General features: G+C 68.5%; 15 protein-coding genes. 13 read left to right on the top strand and 2 right to left on the bottom strand.

The genetic code is table 11. From position 1 onward, the window contains the following. Window positions 1-20: 20 nt before the first annotated feature. The gene (locus tag V5D55_RS04220; RefSeq protein WP_435747989.1) at window positions 21-1439 is read left to right on the top strand and encodes a nucleobase:cation symporter-2 family protein; all 1419 of its coding nucleotides are present in this window, start codon (window positions 21-23) and stop codon (window positions 1437-1439) included. Between the two features lie 8 nt (window positions 1440-1447). On the opposite strand, the gene V5D55_RS04215 is transcribed toward V5D55_RS04220, so the two are convergent. Beyond that, on the bottom strand, window positions 1448-2194 hold the full coding sequence (locus tag V5D55_RS04215) for an SDR family oxidoreductase (RefSeq protein ID WP_435747987.1): 747 nt from the start codon (window positions 2192-2194) through the stop codon (window positions 1448-1450). Window positions 2195-2276: 82 nt separating this feature from the next. On the opposite strand from V5D55_RS04215, the gene aceE reads away from it, so the two are divergent. Then, complete coding sequence (aceE, locus tag V5D55_RS04210; RefSeq protein WP_435747985.1) at window positions 2277-4994, top strand: pyruvate dehydrogenase (acetyl-transferring), homodimeric type; 2718 nt, start codon at window positions 2277-2279, stop codon at window positions 4992-4994. Between the two features lie 121 nt (window positions 4995-5115). Here aceE and V5D55_RS04205 read toward each other — a convergent pair whose 3' ends face one another. Then, window positions 5116-5883, bottom strand: coding sequence for an IclR family transcriptional regulator (locus V5D55_RS04205; protein ID WP_435747983.1), 768 nt, complete (start codon window positions 5881-5883; stop codon window positions 5116-5118). Window positions 5884-6024: 141 nt separating this feature from the next. Between V5D55_RS04205 and V5D55_RS04200 the strand changes: the two genes are divergently transcribed. The 11 genes from V5D55_RS04200 to V5D55_RS04150 all read left to right on the top strand — a co-directional run bounded on the left by V5D55_RS04200 (window position 6025) and on the right by V5D55_RS04150 (window position 20570). Beyond that, window positions 6025-7431, top strand: a complete 1407-nt coding sequence (locus tag V5D55_RS04200; RefSeq protein WP_435747981.1) for an NAD-dependent malic enzyme — start codon at window positions 6025-6027, stop codon at window positions 7429-7431. A 5-nt stretch (window positions 7432-7436) separates the two neighbouring features. Beyond that, window positions 7437-8732 (top strand): DUF6986 family protein, encoded by a 1296-nt coding sequence (locus V5D55_RS04195; protein ID WP_435747979.1) that lies wholly within the window; start codon window positions 7437-7439, stop codon window positions 8730-8732. Further along, window positions 8729-9556, top strand: coding sequence for a bifunctional allantoicase/(S)-ureidoglycine aminohydrolase (locus V5D55_RS04190; RefSeq protein ID WP_435747977.1), 828 nt, complete (start codon window positions 8729-8731; stop codon window positions 9554-9556). The genes V5D55_RS04195 and V5D55_RS04190 overlap by 4 nt, the downstream gene beginning before the upstream one ends. A 184-nt stretch (window positions 9557-9740) precedes the next feature. Beyond that, window positions 9741-10526: a hydroxypyruvate isomerase family protein gene (locus tag V5D55_RS04185; RefSeq protein WP_435747975.1), complete on the top strand. Its 786-nt coding sequence runs from the start codon at window positions 9741-9743 to the stop codon at window positions 10524-10526. Window positions 10527-10555: 29 nt separating this feature from the next. Then, on the top strand, window positions 10556-11434 hold the full coding sequence (locus V5D55_RS04180; RefSeq protein WP_435747973.1) for a 2-hydroxy-3-oxopropionate reductase: 879 nt from the start codon (window positions 10556-10558) through the stop codon (window positions 11432-11434). Between the two features lie 34 nt (window positions 11435-11468). Continuing rightward, complete coding sequence (gcl, locus tag V5D55_RS04175) at window positions 11469-13256, top strand: glyoxylate carboligase (RefSeq protein ID WP_435747971.1); 1788 nt, start codon at window positions 11469-11471, stop codon at window positions 13254-13256. 8 nt (window positions 13257-13264) lie between these two features. Next, the gene (locus V5D55_RS04170; RefSeq protein ID WP_435747969.1) at window positions 13265-14383 is read left to right on the top strand and encodes a glycerate kinase; all 1119 of its coding nucleotides are present in this window, start codon (window positions 13265-13267) and stop codon (window positions 14381-14383) included. A gap of 119 nt (window positions 14384-14502) precedes the next feature. Further along, a complete protein-coding gene (locus V5D55_RS04165; protein ID WP_435747967.1) occupies window positions 14503-16032 on the top strand; it encodes an NCS1 family nucleobase:cation symporter-1 in 1530 nt (509 codons plus the stop codon). Window positions 16033-16063: 31 nt separating this feature from the next. Further along, a complete protein-coding gene (locus tag V5D55_RS04160; protein ID WP_435747965.1) occupies window positions 16064-16789 on the top strand; it encodes an aspartate/glutamate racemase family protein in 726 nt (241 codons plus the stop codon). Window positions 16790-16869: 80 nt separating this feature from the next. After that, on the top strand, window positions 16870-18261 hold the full coding sequence (gene allB, locus V5D55_RS04155; protein WP_435747963.1) for an allantoinase AllB: 1392 nt from the start codon (window positions 16870-16872) through the stop codon (window positions 18259-18261). A gap of 161 nt (window positions 18262-18422) precedes the next feature. After that, window positions 18423-20570 carry an ATP-dependent Clp protease ATP-binding subunit gene (locus tag V5D55_RS04150; RefSeq protein ID WP_435747961.1) on the top strand — a complete coding sequence of 716 codons (2148 nt, stop codon included), beginning with the start codon at window positions 18423-18425 and terminating at the stop codon, window positions 20568-20570. Window positions 20571-20729 lie beyond the last annotated feature (159 nt).

The following is a 20729-nucleotide window of genomic DNA, read 5'->3' as shown; positions in this document are numbered from 1 at the left end:
CGGACAAGGAGGTCCCCCGAATGACTGCATCCCGGAAAACCACGAAGCCCACGACGCAAAGCCGACCTGAGGACGAGCGCCTCGGCCTCGGCACCGCCTTCACGTTCGGGCTCCAACACGTCCTGACGATGTACGGCGGCATCATCGCGCCGCCGCTCATCATCGGCGCCGCCGCCGGCCTGACACCGGCCGAGGTGGGCGTGCTCGTCGCCGCCTGCCTGTTCATGGGCGGCCTCGCGACCCTCCTGCAGACCCTCGGCATCCCGTTCTTCGGATCGCAGCTGCCGCTCGTGCAGGGCGTCTCGTTCGCCGGGGTCGCGACGATGCTCGCGATCGTGAATCAGGGCAGCGGCCTGCCGGCGGTGTTCGGCGCCGTGATCGTCGCCTCGCTGATCGGTCTGGTCGTCGCGCCCTTCTTCGCGCACATCGTGCGGTTCTTCCCTCCCGTGGTCACCGGCACGGTCATCACGATGATCGGGCTGTCGCTGGTGCCGGTCGCCGCCCGCTGGATCACCGGCGCCGACCCCGAGTCGCCGACCTACGCCGATCCGGTCTTCGTCGGCATCGCCGCCTTCACGCTGTTCGTGATCATGCTGCTGAGCAAGCTCGGCAACGCCACCATCTCCCGCCTGTCGATCCTGATCGCCATGGTCGTCGGCACGATCTTCGCCGCCCTGATCGGACGCGCCGACTTCTCGAAGGTGCTTGACGGTCCTGTCTTCGCCTTCCCGATGCCCTTCGCGTTCGGGATGCCGACGTTCGACCTCGCCGCGATCGTCTCGATGACCATCGTCGTGCTGGTGATCCTGACCGAGACCACGGCCGACATCATCGCCGTCGCCGAGATCACCGGCTCGAAGGTCGATCGCAAGCGCATCGCCGCCGGCCTCCGCGCCGACATGGTGTCGAGCGCGATCTCCCCGATCCTCAACTCGTTCACCCAGAGCGCGTTCGCGCAGAACGTCGGCCTCGTCGCGGTGACGAAGATCAAGAGCCGCTACGCCGTGGCGGCCGGTGGCGCGATCCTCATCATCCTCGGCCTGACGCCGATCCTCGGCCGGGTCGTCGCCGCCGTGCCCACTGCGGTGCTCGGTGGCGCGGGACTCGTGCTGTTCGGCACCGTCACGGCCAGCGGCATCCGCACGCTCTCCAAGGTGAAGTACGAGGGCAACATGAACCTCATCATCGTCGCCGCCTCGCTGTCGTTCGGTGTGCTGCCCGAGGTCAACCACGACATCTACATGAACTTCCCGACCTGGTTCCAGGTGATCTTCGGGTCGGGCATCAGCTCGGCCGCGATCATGGCGATCGTGCTGAACCTCGTGTTCAACCACTTCACCAGGGGCACCCCGGAAGACCCGTCGGTGTTCGCCGCCAGCCCCGTGCGGGCGGTGAAGACCGACGTCATCCGAACCCTGCGTGCGAGGTCAGGGCGCTGACTCCGGTGTCAGCCGCGACCGCCGAACGGCATGCCGGATGCCGCGATCGTCAGGGTTCCGACGCTGGCCTCCGCGGGCAGCTGCGCCATGAACACGACGGCGCGTGCGGCATCCGCCACATCGAAGGTGGGCTCCACGAGGCGCGAGCCGTCGGGCTGCAGTGCACCCGAGCTCACGCCGACGTCGCTCATGATCGAGGTGCGGGCGTTGCCGATGTCGATCTGACCGCAGGAGATCCCGTGCGCGCGGCCGTCGAGGTCGATCGACTTCGTCAGCCCGCTGATCGCGTGCTTGGTCACGGTGTACGCGACCGAGAGCGGCCGAGGCACATGCGCGGAGATCGAGCCATTGTTGATGATGCGGCCGCCCGACGGCTGCTGGGCGATCATCGTCCGCATCGCGGCGCGGGCGCACAGCAGCGATCCGGTGAGGTTGACGTCGATCGTCTGCTGCCAGTCGGCGAGCGAGATCTCGGCTGCGGATGCTGTCGGGCCGAAGATCCCGGCGTTGTTGAACAGCACGTCGACACGGCCCCACTCGGCCACGGCGCGGGCGAACAGCGCCTCGACCTCGGCTTCGACGGTCACGTCCGTCGGCACCACGAGGGCGTCGGGGTGGCCGTCGGCCGACTCGTGCAGGGCATCCTCGCGGCGGCCGGCGAGCACCACCCGGAAGCCCGCCTCGAGCAGGGCGCGGGAGACCGCGCGGCCGATGCCCGAACCTGCTCCTGTCACGACCGCTGTGCGTCCGCTCATGCCGACACCTCCCGAATCTGATCCGCTGCCCACTCCATTGCCGAAGAGGCAGACCCCTCCATCTAACAAGAAAGGCCGAACCGTGACCGACAATCGCGCCACCGCCGTCTCATCCGCCGACCAGGCCGCCGACCTCGATCCTGAGGAGACCGCGGAGTGGCTCGAATCCCTCGACGCGCTGATCAGCGAGCGTGGCGCCGAGCGCGGCGATCACATCGTGCGGACGCTCGTCGATCACGCCGGCATCCGCTCCGAGCCGACCGTCACGACCGACTACGTCAACTCGATCGCCACCGCCGACGAGCCCGCCTATCCCGGCGATGAGGAGCTGGAGCGGCGCTACCGCGCGTGGATGCGCTGGAACGCCGCGGTCATGGTGCATCGCGCGCAGCGCCCGGGCGTCGGCGTCGGCGGCCACATCTCGACCTACGCCGGGGCGGCGACCCTGTACGAGGTCGGCTTCAACCACTTCTTCCGTGGGAAGGATCACCCGGGCGGCGGCGATCAGATCTACTTCCAGGGGCACGCGTCGCCGGGCATGTACGCCCGCGCGTTCCTGGAGGGACGCCTCGATGAGGAGGACCTCGACGGGTTCCGCCAGGAGAAGTCCCGCGCGGGTCACGCGCTGTCGTCGTACCCGCATCCGCGGCTGATGCCGGAGTTCTGGGAGTTCCCGACCGTGTCGATGGGTATCGGCCCGATGAACGCCATCTACCAGGCCCAGTCGAACCGCTACCTGCACGGGCGCGGCCTCAAGGACACCTCGGAGCAGCACGTGTGGGCGTTCCTCGGCGACGGCGAGATGGACGAACCGGAGTCGCGTGGGCTGCTGCAGCTCGCCGCCAACGACGGGCTTGACAACCTCACGTTCGTGATCAACTGCAACCTGCAGCGTCTGGACGGTCCCGTCCGCGGCAACGGCAAGATCATCCAGGAGCTCGAGGGTTTCTTCCGCGGCGCGGGCTGGAACGTCATCAAGGTGATCTGGGGGCGGGAGTGGGACGACCTGCTCGCCCGCGACGACGACGGCGCCCTCGTCGACATCATGAACACGACGCTCGACGGCGACTACCAGACCTACAAGGCGGAGTCCGGCGCGTTCATCCGGGAGAACTTCTTCGGACGTGACCCGCGGGCGCGGGCGCTCGTGGACGATCTGACCGACGATCAGATCTGGCGCCTCCGGCGTGGCGGCCACGACTACCGCAAGGTGTTCGCGGCGTACCAGCAGTCGCTCGCGCACAACGGCCGGCCGACCGTGATCCTCGTGAAGACCGTGAAGGGGTACGGGCTCGGCCCGCGCTTCGAGGCGCGCAACGCCACGCACCAGATGAAGAAGCTGACGCTGCAGGACCTCAAGGACTTCCGCGACCATCTGCGCGTGCCGATCACCGATGACCAGCTCGAGGCCGATCCGTATCTGCCGCCGTACTACCACCCCGGCACGGATGCTCCGGAGATCGCGTACCTGCAGGAGCGTCGCCGCGCGCTCGGCGGCTTCGTGCCGGAGCGCCGTCCGTCGCACGAGCCGATCGTGTTGCCGGATCCGAAGGCGTACGAGGTCGCTGCTCGGGGCTCGGGCACGCAGCAGGCGGCGACGACGATGGCGTTCGTGCGTGTGCTCAAAGATCTGATGCGCGACCCGGAGTTCGGCAAGCGGATCGTGCCGATCATCCCGGATGAGGCCCGGACCTTCGGGATGGACGCGTTCTTCCCGACCGCGAAGATCTACAACCCCCACGGCCAGAACTACCTGGCCGTCGACCGCGACATCGTGCTCTCGTACAAGGAGTCGACCGCGGGGCAGATCGTGCACGCCGGCATCAACGAGGCAGGATCGATCGCGGCGTTCACAGCCGCGGGAACGGCCTACGCCACGCACGGCGTGCCGCTCGTCCCGGTGTACGTCTTCTATTCGATGTTCGGATTCCAGCGCACCGGCGACTCGTTGTGGGCCGCCGCCGACCAGATGGCCCGCGGGTTCCTGATCTCCGCCACGGCAGGGCGCACCACGCTGACCGGCGAAGGGCTGCAGCACGCCGACGGGCACTCACCGCTGCTCGCGGCGACCAACCCGGCTGTCGTCACCTACGACCCCGCGTACGGATACGAGATCGGCCACATCATGCGCGCCGGAATCGAGCGGATGTACGGGCCCGAGTCGACCGACCGCAACCGCATCTACAACCTCATGGTCTACAACGAGCCGATCGTGCAGCCTGCCGAACCCGACGGGGTCGATGTCGCCGGCATCCTGGGCGGCATCCATCGCATCTCGCCCGCGACAGGGGAGGGGCCCCGCGCCCAGCTGCTCGCGTCCGGGATCGGGGTGACCTGGGCGCTGGAGGCGCAGAAGCTCCTGGCCTCCGAGTGGGGCGTCGCCGCCGACGTGTGGTCGGTCACCTCGTGGACCGAGCTGCGTCGTGACGCCGTTGCCGCGGAGGAGGAGGCGTTCCTGCACCCCGAGCGCGGCATCCGCACCCCGTTCGTGGTGAGTCAGCTCGCCGGGGCTGCGGGGCCGGTCGTCGCGGTCAGCGACTACGCCAAGGATCTGCCCGATCAGGTGCGGCAGTTCGTGCCGAACGACTGGGCGACGCTCGGCGCCGACGGCTTCGGGTTCTCCGACACCCGGGCTGCGGCTCGGCGCTTCTTCAAGATCGACGGCGCGTCGATCGTCGTGCGGATGCTGCAGCTGCTCGCCGCGCGCGGAGAGGTGGATGCCGCAGCGCCGGCGCAGGCGGCGGAGCGGTATCGGTTGCTCGACGTGAACGCCGGGACCAGCGGCTCGGATGCGGAGTGATTCGGGAGGGGATCAGCATTCCGGAGGACGAGGATCCGAGAATCGGCCCTCCGGAGCGCAGATACCCTCCGATACGTCGGTGCGGGCGGCTCGGATGCGGAGTGGCGCGGGAGTCGGGCCGTCAGGCCGTGAGCTCGGCGCTGATCGCCTCGGCGGCCCGGCGCAGCAGCGGCACCGCGCGGCCCCCGAAGGCCTCGTCGACACGGGAGACGGGGCCCGACACCGACACGGCGGTCGGCGTGGGTGCATCGGGCACGGCCATCGAGAAGCAGCGCACGCCGATCTCCTGCTCCTGGTCGTCGATCGAGTAGCCGCGCTCGCGGATGCGGTCGAGCTCGGCGAGCAGGTCGTCGATCGTGCCGAGGCTGAACTCGGTGGGGGTCGGCATGCCGGCGCGACCCACGATGCCGCGCACGGTCTCGTCGGGGAGCTGGGCGAGGATCGCCTTTCCGACGCCGGTGTCGTGCAGGTGCGCACGCCGGCCGACCTCGGTGAACATGCGCATCGAGTGCAGCGAGGGCACCTGCGCGACGTACACGACCATGTCGCCGTCGAGCACCGCCATGTTGGCGCTCTCGCCGAGGTCGTCGACGAGGCGCTTGAGCTGCGGACGCGCGAGGGCGCCGAACTGCCGGGAGGCGCCTTCGCCGATGCGGATCAGCTTCGGGCCGAGCGCGTAACGGCGGTTCGGCAGCTGTCGCGCGTAGCCGAGCGACACGAGAGTGCGCAGCAGGCGGTGGATCGTGGGGAGTGGGAGGTCGGTGGATGCCGCGAGTTCGCTCAGCGTCACGTCGCCGCCGGCGTCGGTCACCAGCTCGATGAGCTCGAAGACGCGCTCGACCGACTGGACGCCGGAACCGGCACTCTTCGGGGTCTTGATCTCACTCATCGGATCCTCCATCGTGTTGCGATCATTCCATCATGCGAGAGAGGTTCGTCGAAACCAACGCGCTCGAAGTTTCGACGCTTGCCCCGAACTTCCATAAAGTAGATAATAGAGTCCACGATACGAAAACATACAGGAGGAATCATGGCGAGTCCGGGACCCGGGAACTCCATCACGCTGCGGATCGATGCGCCGTCGAACTTCAGCGTCACCAGTGAGCTCGCCGCGGCGGCGGCCGAGGCCGGAGCGGCGGTCACCGCCCTCGACGTGGTCGAGTCGCACCCGAAGACGATCGTCGTCGACCTGACCTGCAACACCACGGGCGAGGAGCACGCCGAGCGCGTGCGTGCCTCGATCGACGCGCTCGAGGGCGTCACGGTGCGCCTCGTCAGCGACCGCACCTTCCTGATGCACCTCGGCGGAAAGCTCGAGGTGGTTCCCCGCGTGCCGCTGCGCAACCGCGACGACCTGTCCCGCGCTTACACTCCGGGCGTCGCCCGCGTCTGCATGGCCATCGCTGAAGACAAGAGCAAGGCCCGCCAGCTCACGGTCAAGCGCAACACGATCGCCGTCGTCACCGACGGCACCGCCGTGCTCGGCCTCGGCGACATCGGCCCCGAGGCGGCACTCCCGGTCATGGAGGGCAAGGCCGCCCTGTTCAAGCAGTTCGCGAACGTCGACGCGTGGCCGGTCTGCCTCGACACCAAGGACACCGAGGAGATCATCTCGATCGTCAAGGCGATCGCCCCGGTCTACGGCGGCGTGAACCTGGAAGACATCGCAGCGCCGCGCTGCTTCGAGATCGAGGCGCGGCTGCGCGAAGAACTCGACATCCCGGTCTTCCACGACGACCAGCACGGCACCGCGATCGTGACCCTCGCCGCGCTCGGCAATGCGCTCAAGGTCGTGGGCAAGACCATCGGAGACGTGCGCATCGTCGTCTCCGGCGTCGGCGCCGCCGGCAACGCGATCGTGCAGCTGCTGCTCGCCGAGGGCGCCCACGACATCGTCGCCTGCGGTCGGGACGGCGCGATCCACTCCGGAGCGGAGTACACCGACGCGCACCGCACCGAGATCGCGGCGACCACCAACCCGCGCGGGTTCCAGGGCACGCTGAAGGAGGCCATGGTCGACGCGGACGTCTTCATCGGCGTGAGCGCCCCGAACATCCTCGGCGAGGACGACATCGCAGCCATGGCCGACGGTGCGATCGTGTTCGCGATGGCGAACCCGACCCCCGAGGTCGACCCGATCATCGCCGCGAAGCACGCCGCCGTGGTGGCGACCGGCCGCAGCGACTTCCCCAACCAGATCAACAACGTGCTGGCGTTCCCCGGCGTCTTCCGCGGCCTCCTCGACGCGGGCGTGTCCGACATCACCGCGCCTATGCTGGTCGCAGCCGCCGAGGCGATCGCTTCGCGCGTGGGAGACGACGAGCTCAACGCGAGCTTCATCATCCCCAGCGTGTTCGATCCGCTGGTGGCCGGCGCGGTGGCCGAGGCGATCGTCCGCGTCGCCGCATCCGCCTCGTCCGCCTCGAGCAAGGAGTGAGCACCGTGGCCGCCAGCGTCGACCGGAGCAGCGCGACCCTGCGCGAAGACGACTTCGCCGACATCGACGCCCGACTCGCCGGGACCGACGCCCTGCTCGCCACGGCCTACCCGGGCGACGACGGCAGTCGCCAGCCGGTGCACACGCTGTACGTGCCGGCCGACCGGTTCACCCCCGACCTGCCGGCACGATTCGGCGCGGAGGCGGCCGCGGCCGTCGACGCGTTCGGCGGCATGGCGGCGCTGGCGGATGCTGTCGGGCTGGGGCACCTCGCCGGAGAGCTCGCCCCGCTCGTCGATGCCAAGCTGCAGCGCGAGCCGATCGAAGATCTCCGCCTCGACTTCGAGGACGGCTACGGTGCGCGGCCCGACGACGAGGAGGACGCCGATGCGATCCTCGCCGCCGAGCGCGTCGCCGACGCCGTCGCCGCCGGCGTGGCTCCGCCGTTCATCGGCATCCGCTTCAAGTGCTTCGAGGCACCGACCCGGCGCCGCGGCATCCGCACGCTCGATCGATTCCTGACCACGCTCGCTGCTGCCGGCCCGCTGCCGGACGGGCTGGTCCTGACCCTTCCGAAGGTGACGACCGTCGCGCAGGTCGAGGCGATGGTCGAGCTCTGCGAGCGGTTCGAGGAGCGACTCGGTCTCGCGCCCGGACGCCTGCGTTTCGAGGTGCAGATGGAGACGCCGCAGCTCATCGTCGCCGCCGACGGATCCATCCCGGTCGCGACGCTGCTGCACCGCGCGAACGGACGCGTCTCGGCGCTGCACTACGGCACCTACGACTACAGCGCCTCGCTGCAGATCGCCGCGGCGCACCAGTCGATGGAGCATCCGGCCGCCGACTACGCCAAGCAGGTCATGCAGGTCGCGGTCGCCGAGACCGGCGTGCGGCTCTCCGACGGATCGACCAACGTCATCCCGGTCGGCGATCCCGCTCACGTCCGCGGCGCCTGGCAGCTGCACGCCCGCCTGGTGCGGCGCTCGCTCGAGCGCGGCTACTACCAGGGCTGGGATCTGCACGCGGCCCAGCTGCCGACCCGCTACCTCGCCACGTACGCGTTCTACCGCGAGGGCTTCGCCGCCGCCGCGCGCCGCCTCGACAACTATCTGCACGGCAGCGACGCCACCATCATGGATGAGCCGGCCACCGCGCGTGCGCTCGCGCGCTTCGTCGTCCGCGGTCTGGAATGCGGCGCGATCACGGAAGTGGAAGTGCGGGATGCCGCTGCCGCCGCACCCGCGGAGCTGATCCGGCTCGCGCATCCGAAGCTCGCCGTATCCGAGGAGGAGACCTCATGAGCACCCACGAACGCACCTACTACACCCCCGCCGGTGGTCTTCCCGGTCAGTCCGCGCTGCTCACCGACCGGGCCGTGGTGAAGCTGGCGTACACCGTCATCCCGAAGGGCGTGCTGCGCGACATCGTCACCAGCAGCCTGCCCGGATTCACGAACACCCGCGCCTGGATCATCGCCCGGCCGACGCCGAGCTCGGCCACGACGTTCTCGCAGCTGATCGTCGAGATCGGCCCCGGAGGCGGTGCGCAGAAGCCCGAGGTCGAGGCCGGCGTCGAGGGCGTCGTGTTCGTCACGACCGGTTCGCTCACGCTCACGCTCGATGGGCAGCAGCACGTGCTGGAGGAGGGCGGCTACGCGTTCCTCGCACCGGGCGCGACCTGGTCGCTCGCCAACGAGGGCGACGAGATCACCAGCTTCCACTGGATCCGCAAGGCCTACGAGTGGATCGACGGCATCGACGCCCCGGCATCCTTCGTCACCAGCGACAAGGACGTCGAGCCGGTCTCCATGCCCGACACCGACGACGTGTGGGCGACCACCCGCTTCTCGGACGGGAGCGATCTGGCGCACGACATGCAGGTCAACATCGTCACGTTCAAGCCCGGCGGCACGATCCCCTTCGCTGAGACGCACGTCATGGAGCACGGCCTCTTCGTGCTGCAGGGCAAGGCGGTCTACCGCCTCAACGACGACTGGGTCGAGGTCGAGGCCGGCGACTACATGCTGCTGCGCGCGTTCTGCCCGCAGGCCTGCTACGCCGGTGGCCCCGAGGACTTCCGCTACCTGCTCTACAAGGACATGAACCGGCAGATCCGGCTCACCTGAGTCCGGCCGCGCGCGATCGTGGATCAGAAACGCACCTTCCCGAGCCCGGGGAGGTGCGTTTCTGATCCATCACCTCTTCGTGTTGCGTGGGTCGGCGCTGACAGCCGTTGACAGACGGCGGGGGCTTCCATATTCTTTCACTAGTAGAAACTTTTCTTCCACAATCCGAAATCAAGGATGATCAATGAGCTACACCGTGAACGCCTCGATCCTGCTGACCGAGCTGCCGACGCTGGAGCGCCCCGCGGCGGCCCAGGCGGCGGGCTTCGACGCCGTCGAGTTCTGGTGGCCGTTCGCCTCCGCCGTCCCCGCGCAGCAGGAGGTCGACGAGTTCGTCTCCGCGATCCAGGGTGCCGGCGTGCAGCTCACCGGCCTCAACTTCTTCGCGGGCGACATGCCCGCAGGGGACCGGGGCCTCGTCTCCTGGATCGGTCGCGAGGACGAGTTCCGCGCCAACGTCGACGTGGTCGTCGGCATCGGCGAGCGTCTCGGCACGAAGGCCTTCAACGCCCTCTACGGCAACCGCATCGAGGGGGCGGATGCCGCAGCGCAAGACGACCTGGCGGTGCAGAACCTCGCGTTCGCCGGGGCTGCCGTGGCGAAGATCGGCGGCATCGTGCTGCTCGAGCCTGTCTCGGGCATGGATGCCTACCCGCTGAAGACCGCTGCCGACGCCCTGGCCATCATCGGTCGGGTGCGCGACGAGCACGGCGTCGACAACATCCGCCTGCTCGCCGACTTCTATCACCTCGCTGTCAACGGCGACGATGTCGCCGCCGTGATCGCCGGTCACGCCGCCGAGTTCGGACACATCCAGATCGCCGACGCCCCCGGTCGCGGCGAGCCCGGCACCGGAGACCTGCCGCTGACCGAGTGGCTCGACGCCGCCCGCGCCGGCGGATATGCCGGAGCCATCGGCCTCGAGTACAAGGCCACCCAGGCGGATGCCTTCGCCTGGCTGACCAACTGAACGTGCTGCACCACTGAAGGAGCGAACTCATGACCAGCATCGCCATCATCGGACTCGGCATCATGGGCCTGCCCATGGCCAAGAACCTCGTCAAGGCCGGCTACGACGTGACCGGATTCAACCGCAGCCAGGAGCCGATCGACGCACTCGTCGAGGCCGGTGGCGCGGGGGCGACCAGCATCGCGGATGCCGTGAAGGATGCCGACGTCATCCTCACCATGGTCCCGGACTCGCCCGACGTCGAGGGTGTCGTCCGCGGCGAAGAGGGCGTCTTCGCCCACGCCAAGGCCGGCGCCCTGTGGATCGACAACTCCTCGATCCGGCCCGATGTCGCCAAGGCCCTCGCCGAAGAGGCAGTGGCCGCCGGCTTCGGCGCGGTCGACGCCCCGGTCTCCGGCGGCGAGCAGGGCGCGATCGACGGTGCGCTGTCGATCATGGTCGGCGGATCGCCCGAGCACTTCGCGGCTGCGGAGCCGGTCCTGAACGCGATCGGCAAGACGATCGTGCACGTCGGCCCCGCCGGTGCCGGCCAGACCGTCAAGGCCGCCAACCAGCTCATCGTCGCCGTCAACATCCAGGCGCTCAGCGAGGCCGTCGTCTTCCTCGAGGCGTTCGGCGTCGACACCGACGCGGCCCTCAAGGTGCTCGGCGGCGGACTTGCCGGCTCCAAGGTCCTCGACCAGAAGGGGCAGAAGATGCTCGACCGCGACTTCACCCCCGGATTCCGTCTCGCCCTCCACAACAAGGATCTGGGCATCGTCACCGCTGCGGCCCGCTCGGTCGGGGTCACCATCCCCCTCGGCGCCGCCGTCGCACAGCTCGTGAACGCCCTCGTCGCCCGCGGCGACGGCGGACTCGACCACTCCGGGCTCTTCACGCTCACCAACGAACTCTCCGGCCGCGCCTGACGCGCGACTGCGACCCCAGCCAAAGGAAACTCTCATGACCCGAATGCGTGCAGTAGACGCGATCTGCCAGATCCTGGTGAAGGAGGGCGCCACCGAGGCGTTCGGCCTTCCCGGCGCGGCGATCAACCCCTTCTATGCCGCGATGCGCGCCAACGGCGGCATCCGGCACACCCTCGCCCGTCACGTCGAGGGCGCCTCGCACATGGCCGACGGCTACAGCCGCTCGGGCGACGGCCGCATCGGCATCTGCGTCGGCACGTCAGGCCCCGCGGGCACCGACATGATCACGGGGCTCTATGCCGCGATCGCCGACTCCATCCCGATGCTCTGCATCACCGGCCAGGCGCCGGTCGCGAAGCTCGACAAGGAGGACTTCCAGGCCGTCGACATCGCATCGATCGCCAAGCCGGTCACGAAGTTCACCAAGACGGTGCTCGAGGCGGCGCAGGTGCCCGGCACCTTCCAGACCGCGTTCCAGATCATGCGGTCCGGTCGTCCCGGCCCCGTGCTCATCGACCTGCCGTTCGACGTGCAGATGGGTGAGATCGAGTTCGACATCGACACCTACGAGCCGCTGCCGGTGGCCAAGCCCGCTGCCACCCGCGCGCAGGCCGAGAAGGTGCTCGACATGCTGACGGCATCCGCTCACCCGCTGATCGTCGCCGGCGGCGGCATCATCAACTCGGGCGCTTCCGACAAGCTCGTCGAACTGGCTGAGACGCTCGGTGTGCCCGTCGTGCCGACGCTGATGGGCTGGGGGGCGATCGCGGATGACCACCCGCTGGCGGCCGGCCTGGTCGGCATCCAGACCTCGCAGCGCTACGGCAACGCGAGCTTCCTCGAGTCGGACTTCGTGCTCGGCATCGGAAACCGCTGGGCGAACCGCCACACCGGCGGCCTCGACACGTACCGCAAGGGCCGCACCTTCGTGCACGTCGACATCGAGCCGACGCAGATCGGTCGCGTGTTCGCGCCAGACTACGGCGTGGTCTCCGACGCCGGCGCCTTCATCGACGCGCTGCTCGAAGCGGCACGCGACCGCGTCGAGGCCCTGCCCGACTACCTCGGCTGGGCCGAGGACTGCCGCGGACGCAAGGCGAAGCTGCAGCGCAAGACCAACTTCGACAACGTGCCCATGAAGCCGCACCGCGTGTACCAGGAGATGCTCTCCGCGTTCGGCCACGACACCACCTACGTGACCACGATCGGTCTGTCCCAGATCGCCGGCGCGCAGCTGCTGCATGTCTACGGCCCTCGCCAGTGGATCAACGCCGGCCAGGCCGGACCCCTCGGCTGGACCCTGCCCGCTGCCCTCGGCGTCGTGCGCGGCAAGCCGGACCAGTCGGTGGTCGCGCTGAGCGGCGACTACGACTTCCAGTTCATGATCGAGGAGCTCGCCGTGGGTGCGCAGCACAAGTTGCCGTACATCCACGTCGTGGTGAACAACAGCTACCTCGGCCTGATCCGCCAGTCGCAGCGTCCGTTCGAGATGGACTACGAGGTCTCGCTGGCGTTCGACAACATCAACACCCCGCAGGACTCGTCCAGCGTCGCGATCGGCTACGGCGTCGACCACGTGAAGGTCGCCGAGGGGCTGGGCTGCAAGGCGATCCGTGTGGAGCGTCCGGAAGACCTGGCCGCCGGCTTCGGGGAGGCCGAGCGCCTGAAGGCGGAGTACCAGGTGCCGGTGGTCGTCGAGGTCATCCTCGAGCGGGTCACGAACATCGCGATGGGTGCCGACCTCGACACCATGAACGAGTTCGAAGACCTCGCCACGTCGCCCGCCGACGCGCCTGAGGCCGTCTACGCACTGCTCGACTGAACCCTCGCATGCGCATCGTCATCGCCTCGGACAAGTTCAAGGGCTCGGCGACGGGGGCGGAGGTCGCCGACGCGCTCGCGCTCGGCATCCGGGAGATCATCCCGGATGCCGAGATCGAGGCGGTGCCCGTGGCCGACGGCGGTGAGGGAACGGTCAGCGCCGCCGTCGCGAGCGGATTCGAGGAGGTCGAAGCGATCGTGACGGGGCCGACGGGGGAGCCCGTCACGGCCCGCTTCGCGGTGCGCGGCGCGGAGGCCGTCATCGAGATGGCGGCCGCCAGCGGACTCGACGTGCTGCCGGACGGCGAGAAGGCGGCGCTGACGGCGACGACGCGCGGAACCGGCGAGCTCATCGCCGCCGCGCTGGATCTCGGATGCACGACGATCGTGCTCGGTGTCGGCGGGAGCGCCACCACCGACGGCGGCGCGGGGATGCTGCAGGCATTGGGTGTCTCGCTCCGTCGGGCAGACAAGGAGGTCTCGCCCGGCGGAGCGGCGCTCGCCGCGCTGGACTCCGTCGATGTGGCAGGGCTCGACCCACGCATCGCCGACGCCACGGTCGTGCTCGCGAGTGACGTCGACAATCCTCTTCTGGGTGACCGGGGGGCCGCCGCGGTGTTCGCGCCGCAGAAGGGGGCGAGCGCCGACGATGTCGCCGCCCTCGAGGCGGGCCTCTCCCGATTCGCCGCGCTGCTCGAAGCGCAGACGGGGGTGCGCCCGTCGGCGGAGCTGCCGGGTGCCGGTGCCGCCGGTGGCGTCGGGTACGCGGCCCTCGCCGTACTCGGGGCCCGCCGCGAACCCGGCATCGACGTCGTGCAGCGCCTTACGGGCCTCGGTGATCGCATCGCCGGCGCGGATCTCGTCATCACCGGCGAGGGGAGCCTCGACGACCAGAGTCTCGGCGGCAAGACGCCGCTCGGGGTGGCGGCCGCAGCGCGCGCAGCGGGGGTGCCGGTGGTCGCGGTGTGCGGTCGTTCGACTCTCGATGACCGAGAGATCGCCGAGGCAGGATTCCGCCGCGTGCATGCGCTGAGCGAGATCGAACCCGACCCCGCGGTGAGCATCGCCGAGGCGCGCAGACTGCTGGTGTCGGTGGGTGCGCAGATCGCGTCCGATCTCGGGGAGTGACCTGCCCGCCGGTCATTGACAAGACACTTCACGATGTGGTGAACTTTCCACATCTGAAATTAAACTTCCACTTTACGGAATTACCTACCACTGGACGATGTCGTCCTGGAAAGGCACCGATGGCCACCGAAGAGTACGTCCACGTTCCCAGCAGGGCATCCGAAGGACTCGAAGAGGCGCCATCCGCGGTCTTCGCGGTGCAGGCGGGCATCAGCCCGCGCCTGTACAACAGCGACCTCGCCCCCACGACCCGCGAGGGCCGGAAGTGGAGCTCGTACAGCATCTTCGCGCTGTGGGCCAATGACGTGCACAGCCTCGGCAACTATGTCTGGGCGATCGGCCTGTTCTCGCTCGGCATGAGCGGCGGCGCGATCCTCGGCTCTCTCGCCTTCGGCGCGCTCTTCCTCTTCCTCCTGCTGACTCTTTCGGGGTTCATGGGCGAGAAGACCGGCGTGCCCTTCCCCGTGATGAGTCGCATCAGCTTCGGCATCCACGGTGCGCAGATCCCGGCACTCCTCCGCGGTGGCGTCGCCATCGCCTGGTTCGGCATCCAGACGTACCTCGCTTCGCAGGTGCTGCAGGTCGTCGTCATCGCGCTGATCCCCGGCGCGACTGCCCTGCAGAGCGGAGGCTTCCTGGGGCTCTCGGCTCTCGGGTGGATCACCTTCCTCGTGCTCTGGGTCGTCCAGTCGATCATCGTCAGCTACGGCATGGAGATGATCCGCAAGTACGAGGCCTTCGCCGGCCCTGTCATCCTCGCCACCTTCGTCGCCCTCGCGGTGTGGGTCCTCGTGCAGGCCGACTTCCAGATCTCCTGGTCGAACGACGCGCCGCTGACCGGCGCCGACCTCTGGCTCCACATGCTCGGCGGCGCATCCGCCTGGGTCGCGATCTACGGCACCTTCGTGTTGAACTTCTGCGACTTCACGCGCGGCGCACAGTCGAAGAAGGCGATCGTCAAGGGCAACTTCTGGGGCATCCCGATCAACATGCTGTTCTTCGGCTGCATCGTCGTCATCCTCGCCGGGGGCTCCTTCACGGTCAACGGCCAGGCCATCACGTCGCCCGCCGATGTCGTCGCCGCGATCCCGAACACGCTGCTCCTCGTGCTGGCATCCCTCGCCCTGATCGTCCTGACGATCGCGGTGAACCTGATGGCGAACTTCGTCGCACCGACCTATGCGCTCACGAACCTCTTCCCGAAGCGGTTGAACTTCCGCAAGGCGGCGCTGCTCTCGGCCGTGATCGGACTCGTCATCCTGCCCTGGAACCTCTACAACTCCCCGGTCGTCATCGGCATCTTCCTGAATGGCCTCGGGGCCCTGCTCGGCCCCCTGTTCGGCATCATCATGGTCGACTACTGGATCCTCCGGAAGCAGCAGATCAACGTCCCGGATCTCTACTCCGAGCACGTCACGGGCGAGTACTACTACCGCGGCGGATTCAACCCGCGCGCGATCATCTCGCTGATCATCTCCGGCGCGATCGCGCTGCTGCTCACCTTCGTGCCCGCTTTCCAGGTGGTGAGCCAGTTCTCCTGGTTCCTCGCCGCGGGACTCGGAGCGGTCGTCTACGCCGTGCTCGCCGATCGCCGACGCGCCTTCCACGACGTTCCCGCCGGTGACATCGCCGTCACTCCGACCCACTGATTCCCCGACCCCGCTGACCGGAAGGACCCTCATGCGCATCCTCGTCGCGAATGTCAACACGACGCAGACGATGACGGACGGCATCGCCGAGGCCGCCCGTGCGGTGGCATCGGACGGCACCGAGATCATCGGCCTCACGCCCGACTTCGGCGCCGACTCGTGCGAGGGGAACTTCGAGAGCTACCTCGCTGCGATCGCCGTCATGGACAAGGTCATGCGGTACGAGGGCGAGTACGACGCCGTCATCCAGGCGGGCTACGGCGAGCACGGCCGGGAAGGGCTGCAGGAGCTGCTGACGGTTCCGGTCGTGGACATCACCGATGCCGCGGCATCCACCGCGATGTACCTCGGGCGCTCCTACTCGGTGGTCACAACCCTCGACCGCACGGTGCCGCTCATCGAGGACCGACTGATCCTGGCGGGTCTCCACGACCGCTGCGCCTCCGTGCGCTCCTCGGGGCTCGGAGTGCTCGAGCTGGAATCCGATCCCGAGCGTGCCATCGAGGCCATCGCCGCCGAGGCGAAGCGCGCCGTCGAGCTCGATCGGGCCGAGGTGATCGTGCTCGGGTGCGGCGGGATGGCCGAGCTGAAGGACCGCGTCGTGGAGATGTGCGGGGTGCCCGTGGTCGACGGGGTGCAGGCGGCCGTCGCGGTCGCCGAAGGTCTGGTGCGCCTGGGGCTTCAGACCTCGAAGGTGCGCACGTATGCGCCGCCCCGCCCGAAGCGGATCACGGGTTTTCCGTTCGCCGCACGATGAGTGCGTGCGAGCGGATCAAGGCAGAGAATCGAAGACAGCAGCAGAACGTCGGCACGGAGCCGGCAGATGGGTGAGGCGACATGTCGCAGGAGCAGGAACAGCAGGATGCCGGATCGTCGCTCGACCCGACCGGCGAGCACTACGACCTCGTCATCCGCGGTCAGCGGGTGCTGACGTCGGCGGGGATCAGCCCCCGCGAGGTCGGCGTGCGCGGCGGCGTGATCGTCGCGATGCAGCCGCTGGGTAACAACCTCGACGGTGCGGAGGTCATCGAGCTCGCCGACGACGAGACGCTCATCCCCGGCCTGGTCGACACCCACGTGCACGTCAACGAGCCGGGGCGCACCGAGTGGGAGGGGTTCGCGTCGGCGACGAAGGCCGCGGCCGCCGGCGGTGTGACGACGATCGTCGACATGCCGCTGAACAGCATCCCGCCGACCATCGATGTCGAAGCGCTGAACATCAAGCGCGATGTCGCGCGCGACCAGGTTCACGTCGACGTCGGCTTCTGGGGTGGGGCTGTGCCCGGGAACACCGCGGAGCTGCGCGCCCTGCACGACGCCGGTGTCTTCGGCTTCAAGTGCTTCCTGCTGCACTCCGGGGTCGACGAGTTCCCGCCGCTCGACGCCGACGAGATGGAGAAGGACATGCGCGAGCTCGCGTCGTTCGACTCCGTGATGATCGTGCACGCGGAGGACTCCCGGGCGATCGACCGCGCACCGTCGCCCGAGGGAGACGACTACGGCAAGTTCCTGGCCTCGCGCCCCCGTGGTGCGGAGAACCTCGCCATCGCCGAGGTGATCGAGCGGGCGCGCTGGACGGGCGCCCGCGCGCACATCCTGCACCTGTCGTCGTCGGACGCGCTCGCCATGATCCGCAGCGCCAAGCACGATGGCCTGAAGCTGACGGTCGAGACGTGCCCGCACTACCTCACCCTCACCGCGGAGGAGATCCCGCTCGGGGCGACCCAGTTCAAGTGCTGCCCGCCGATCCGCGAGGCCGGCAACCGCGAGCTGCTGTGGGAAGGGCTCGAAGACGGCACGATCGACTTCATCGTGTCGGACCACTCGCCGTCCACCCTCGATCTGAAGGATCTCGAGAACGGCGACTTCGCGGTCGCGTGGGGCGGGGTCGCATCGCTCCAGCTCGGTCTCTCGCTGATCTGGACCGAGGCGCGCCAGCGCGGCCTGACGCTCGAGACCGTCGTGTCGTGGATGAGCGAGCGTCCGGCGCAGTTCGCCGGACTCACCGGCAAGGGCCGCATCGCGCCCGGCTATGACGCGGACTTCTCCGTGTTCGCCGCGGACGACGCCTACGTCGTCGACGTGACCAAGCTGCACCACAAGAACCCGCTCACCCCGTACCACGGCAAGCCGCTGGCGGGAGTGGTCCGCAAGACCTGGCTGCACGGCGAGGCGATCGACTTCGAGACGCCGCGCGGACGGCTGCTGCGTCGGGGCATGACCGACTGAGCTGCGGCATCCTTTCACTCCGTTCCTCCAGGGCGGGCTCGAGCATCACGCTCGGGCCCGCCCTGGCCTTTGTCGGCGGCATTTGCTAAAGTTGAGTCAACTTAGCTCAACTTTGATCCGAGATCGGATCCGCCCCGAAGGAGTCTCCCCAGGAGGGACAGATGGCCAACCCGCAGAACAACGCCAACAGCGACCAGCAGTCCGCCCTCGAGCAGTTCGGCATCAACCTCACCGACCGCGCCCGGCAGGGCAAGCTCGACCCGGTGATCGGCCGCGACAGCGAGATCCGCCGGGTCAGCCAGGTGCTGACCCGCCGCACCAAGAACAACCCGGTGCTGATCGGCGAGCCCGGCGTCGGCAAGACCGCCGTCGTCGAGGGTCTCGCGCAGCGCATCGTCGCGGGCGACGTCGCGGAGTCGCTGAAAGACAAAGAGCTCATCACGCTCGACATCTCGGCGCTGGTGGCCGGTGCCATGTACCGCGGGCAGTTCGAGGAGCGTCTGAAGCAGGTCCTCAAGGAGATCACCGAGTCCGACGGCCAGGTCATCACGTTCATCGATGAGCTGCACGTGCTCATGGGCGCGGGTGGCGGCGAGGGTTCTGTCGCGGCATCCAACATGCTCAAGCCCATGCTGGCCCGTGGAGAGCTGCGCCTGATCGGTGCGACGACGCTCAACGAGTACCGCGAGTTCATCGAGAAGGACGCGGCTCTCGAGCGCCGCTTCCAGCAGGTGTACGTCGGCGAGCCGACCGTCGAAGACACCATCGCGATCCTGCGCGGGCTCAAGGGGCGGTACGAGGCTCACCACGGGGTCACGATCGCCGACAGCGCCCTGGTGGCCGCGGCCGCGCTCTCGAACCGGTACCTCCCCTCCCGGCAGCTGCCCGACAAGGCGATCGACCTCATCGACGAGGCCATGTCGCGGCTCAAGATGGAGATCGACTCGTCTCCCGTCGAGATCGACCAGCTCAAGCGCCAGGTCGACCGCATGAAGCTCGAGGAACTCGCGCTCAAGAAGGAGAAGGATGCCGCGTCGAAGGAGCGTCTGAGCACCCTCCGCGAGCAGCTCTCCGGGCTCGAGCAGCAGCTCGCCGAGCTCGAGCAGCGCTGGGCGCGCGAGCGCCAGGGCCTCAACCGCGTCGGCGACCTGAAGAAGAAGCTCGACGACGCGATCACCCAGCGCGACCTTGCGATGCGCGAGGCCGACTACACCCGGGCTTCGAAGCTCGAGTACGAGACGATCAAGCGCCTCGAACGCGACATCGCCGAAGCCGAGCAGGCCGAGGCTGCCACGTCGTCCGAGGGGCGGATGGTCAACGAGCAGGTCACCGACGAAGACATCGCCGGCGTCATCGCGGCGTGGACCGGCATCCCCGTCGGTCGTCTGCTGCAGGGTGAGAGCGAGAAGCTGCTGCACCTCGAGAACGAGCTCGGCAAGCGCCTGATCGGTCAGAAGGATGCCGTCAAGGCGGTGTCGGATGCTGTGCGCCGCTCGCGCGCGGGCATCAGCGACCCCGGCCGTCCGACCGGCTCATTCCTGTTCCTCGGCCCGACCGGCGTCGGCAAGACCGAGCTGGCCAAGGCCCTGGCGGAGTTCCTCTTCGACGACGAGCACGCCATGGTGCGCATCGACATGTCGGAGTACGGCGAGAAGCACTCCGTCTCGCGGCTCGTCGGTGCCCCTCCGGGGTACATCGGCTACGAGCAGGGCGGTCAGCTGACCGAAGCCGTGCGGCGGCGCCCGTACAGCGTGATCCTGCTCGACGAGGTCGAGAAGGCGCACCCCGAGGTGTTCGACGTTCTGCTGCAGGTGCTCGACGACGGCCGTCTCACCGACGGCCAGGGCCGCACGGTCGACTTCACGAACGTGATCCTGATCCTCACCTCGAACCTCGGCTCCCCGGTGCTGATCGACCCCGTTCTCTCTCCCGACGACAAGCGCGAGCAGGTGATGGCGCTGGTGCGGCAGGCGTTCCGCCCGGAGTTCCTGAACCGGCTCGATGACATCGTGATGTTCCAGTCGCTCACCGAAGACGACCTCGCGCAGATCGTCGAGCTCTCGGTCGACCAGCTGCAGAAGCGGCTCCACGACCGCCGACTCACGCTCGCCGTCACGCCCGACGCGCGGTCGTGGCTCGCCGAGCGCGGGTACGACCCGATGTTCGGGGCGCGGCCGCTGCGACGGCTCATCCAGTCCGAGGTGCAGAACAAGCTGGCGACCGCCCTGCTCTCCGGCAACGTGCACGACGGAGACACGGTGCGGGTCGACGTCGCCGTCGATGGAACGGGGCTTGCACTGACCGTCTAGATTCCATGATGCGGAATGGGGAATCCGAGATTCGGAAAAAATCCTTGACCGAGTCGGCGCGCCCGTGATACATCTGGAGTGTTCCGACGGAGGAGCACCTGGATCAGCAGACAGGGAAAAACTGAGCTGACCCCCTCTGGGGTCGGCCGCTCGACTCCA

This window comes from Microbacterium sp. PMB16 (assembly GCF_051294855.1).
Taxonomy (GTDB): Bacteria; Actinomycetota; Actinomycetes; order Actinomycetales; family Microbacteriaceae; genus Microbacterium.
This window is presented reverse-complemented; position numbering and strand designations above follow the sequence as displayed.

What these genes read in the sequence shown, in the direction of transcription:
- V5D55_RS04220 (WP_435747989.1), top strand. Translation starts at nt 21, where the DNA reads ATGACTGCATCCCGGAAAACCACGAAGCCCACGACGCAAAGCCGACCT.
- V5D55_RS04215 (WP_435747987.1), bottom strand. Translation starts at nt 2,194, where the DNA reads ATGAGCGGACGCACAGCGGTCGTGACAGGAGCAGGTTCGGGCATCGGC.
- V5D55_RS04205 (WP_435747983.1), bottom strand. Translation starts at nt 5,883, where the DNA reads ATGAGTGAGATCAAGACCCCGAAGAGTGCCGGTTCCGGCGTCCAGTCG.
- V5D55_RS04200 (WP_435747981.1), top strand. Translation starts at nt 6,025, where the DNA reads ATGGCGAGTCCGGGACCCGGGAACTCCATCACGCTGCGGATCGATGCG.
- V5D55_RS04190 (WP_435747977.1), top strand. Translation starts at nt 8,729, where the DNA reads ATGAGCACCCACGAACGCACCTACTACACCCCCGCCGGTGGTCTTCCC.
- V5D55_RS04185 (WP_435747975.1), top strand. Translation starts at nt 9,741, where the DNA reads ATGAGCTACACCGTGAACGCCTCGATCCTGCTGACCGAGCTGCCGACG.
- V5D55_RS04180 (WP_435747973.1), top strand. Translation starts at nt 10,556, where the DNA reads ATGACCAGCATCGCCATCATCGGACTCGGCATCATGGGCCTGCCCATG.
- gcl (WP_435747971.1), top strand. Translation starts at nt 11,469, where the DNA reads ATGACCCGAATGCGTGCAGTAGACGCGATCTGCCAGATCCTGGTGAAG.
- V5D55_RS04170 (WP_435747969.1), top strand. Translation starts at nt 13,265, where the DNA reads ATGCGCATCGTCATCGCCTCGGACAAGTTCAAGGGCTCGGCGACGGGG.
- V5D55_RS04165 (WP_435747967.1), top strand. Translation starts at nt 14,503, where the DNA reads ATGGCCACCGAAGAGTACGTCCACGTTCCCAGCAGGGCATCCGAAGGA.
- V5D55_RS04160 (WP_435747965.1), top strand. Translation starts at nt 16,064, where the DNA reads ATGCGCATCCTCGTCGCGAATGTCAACACGACGCAGACGATGACGGAC.
- allB (WP_435747963.1), top strand. Translation starts at nt 16,870, where the DNA reads ATGTCGCAGGAGCAGGAACAGCAGGATGCCGGATCGTCGCTCGACCCG.
- V5D55_RS04150 (WP_435747961.1), top strand. Translation starts at nt 18,423, where the DNA reads ATGGCCAACCCGCAGAACAACGCCAACAGCGACCAGCAGTCCGCCCTC.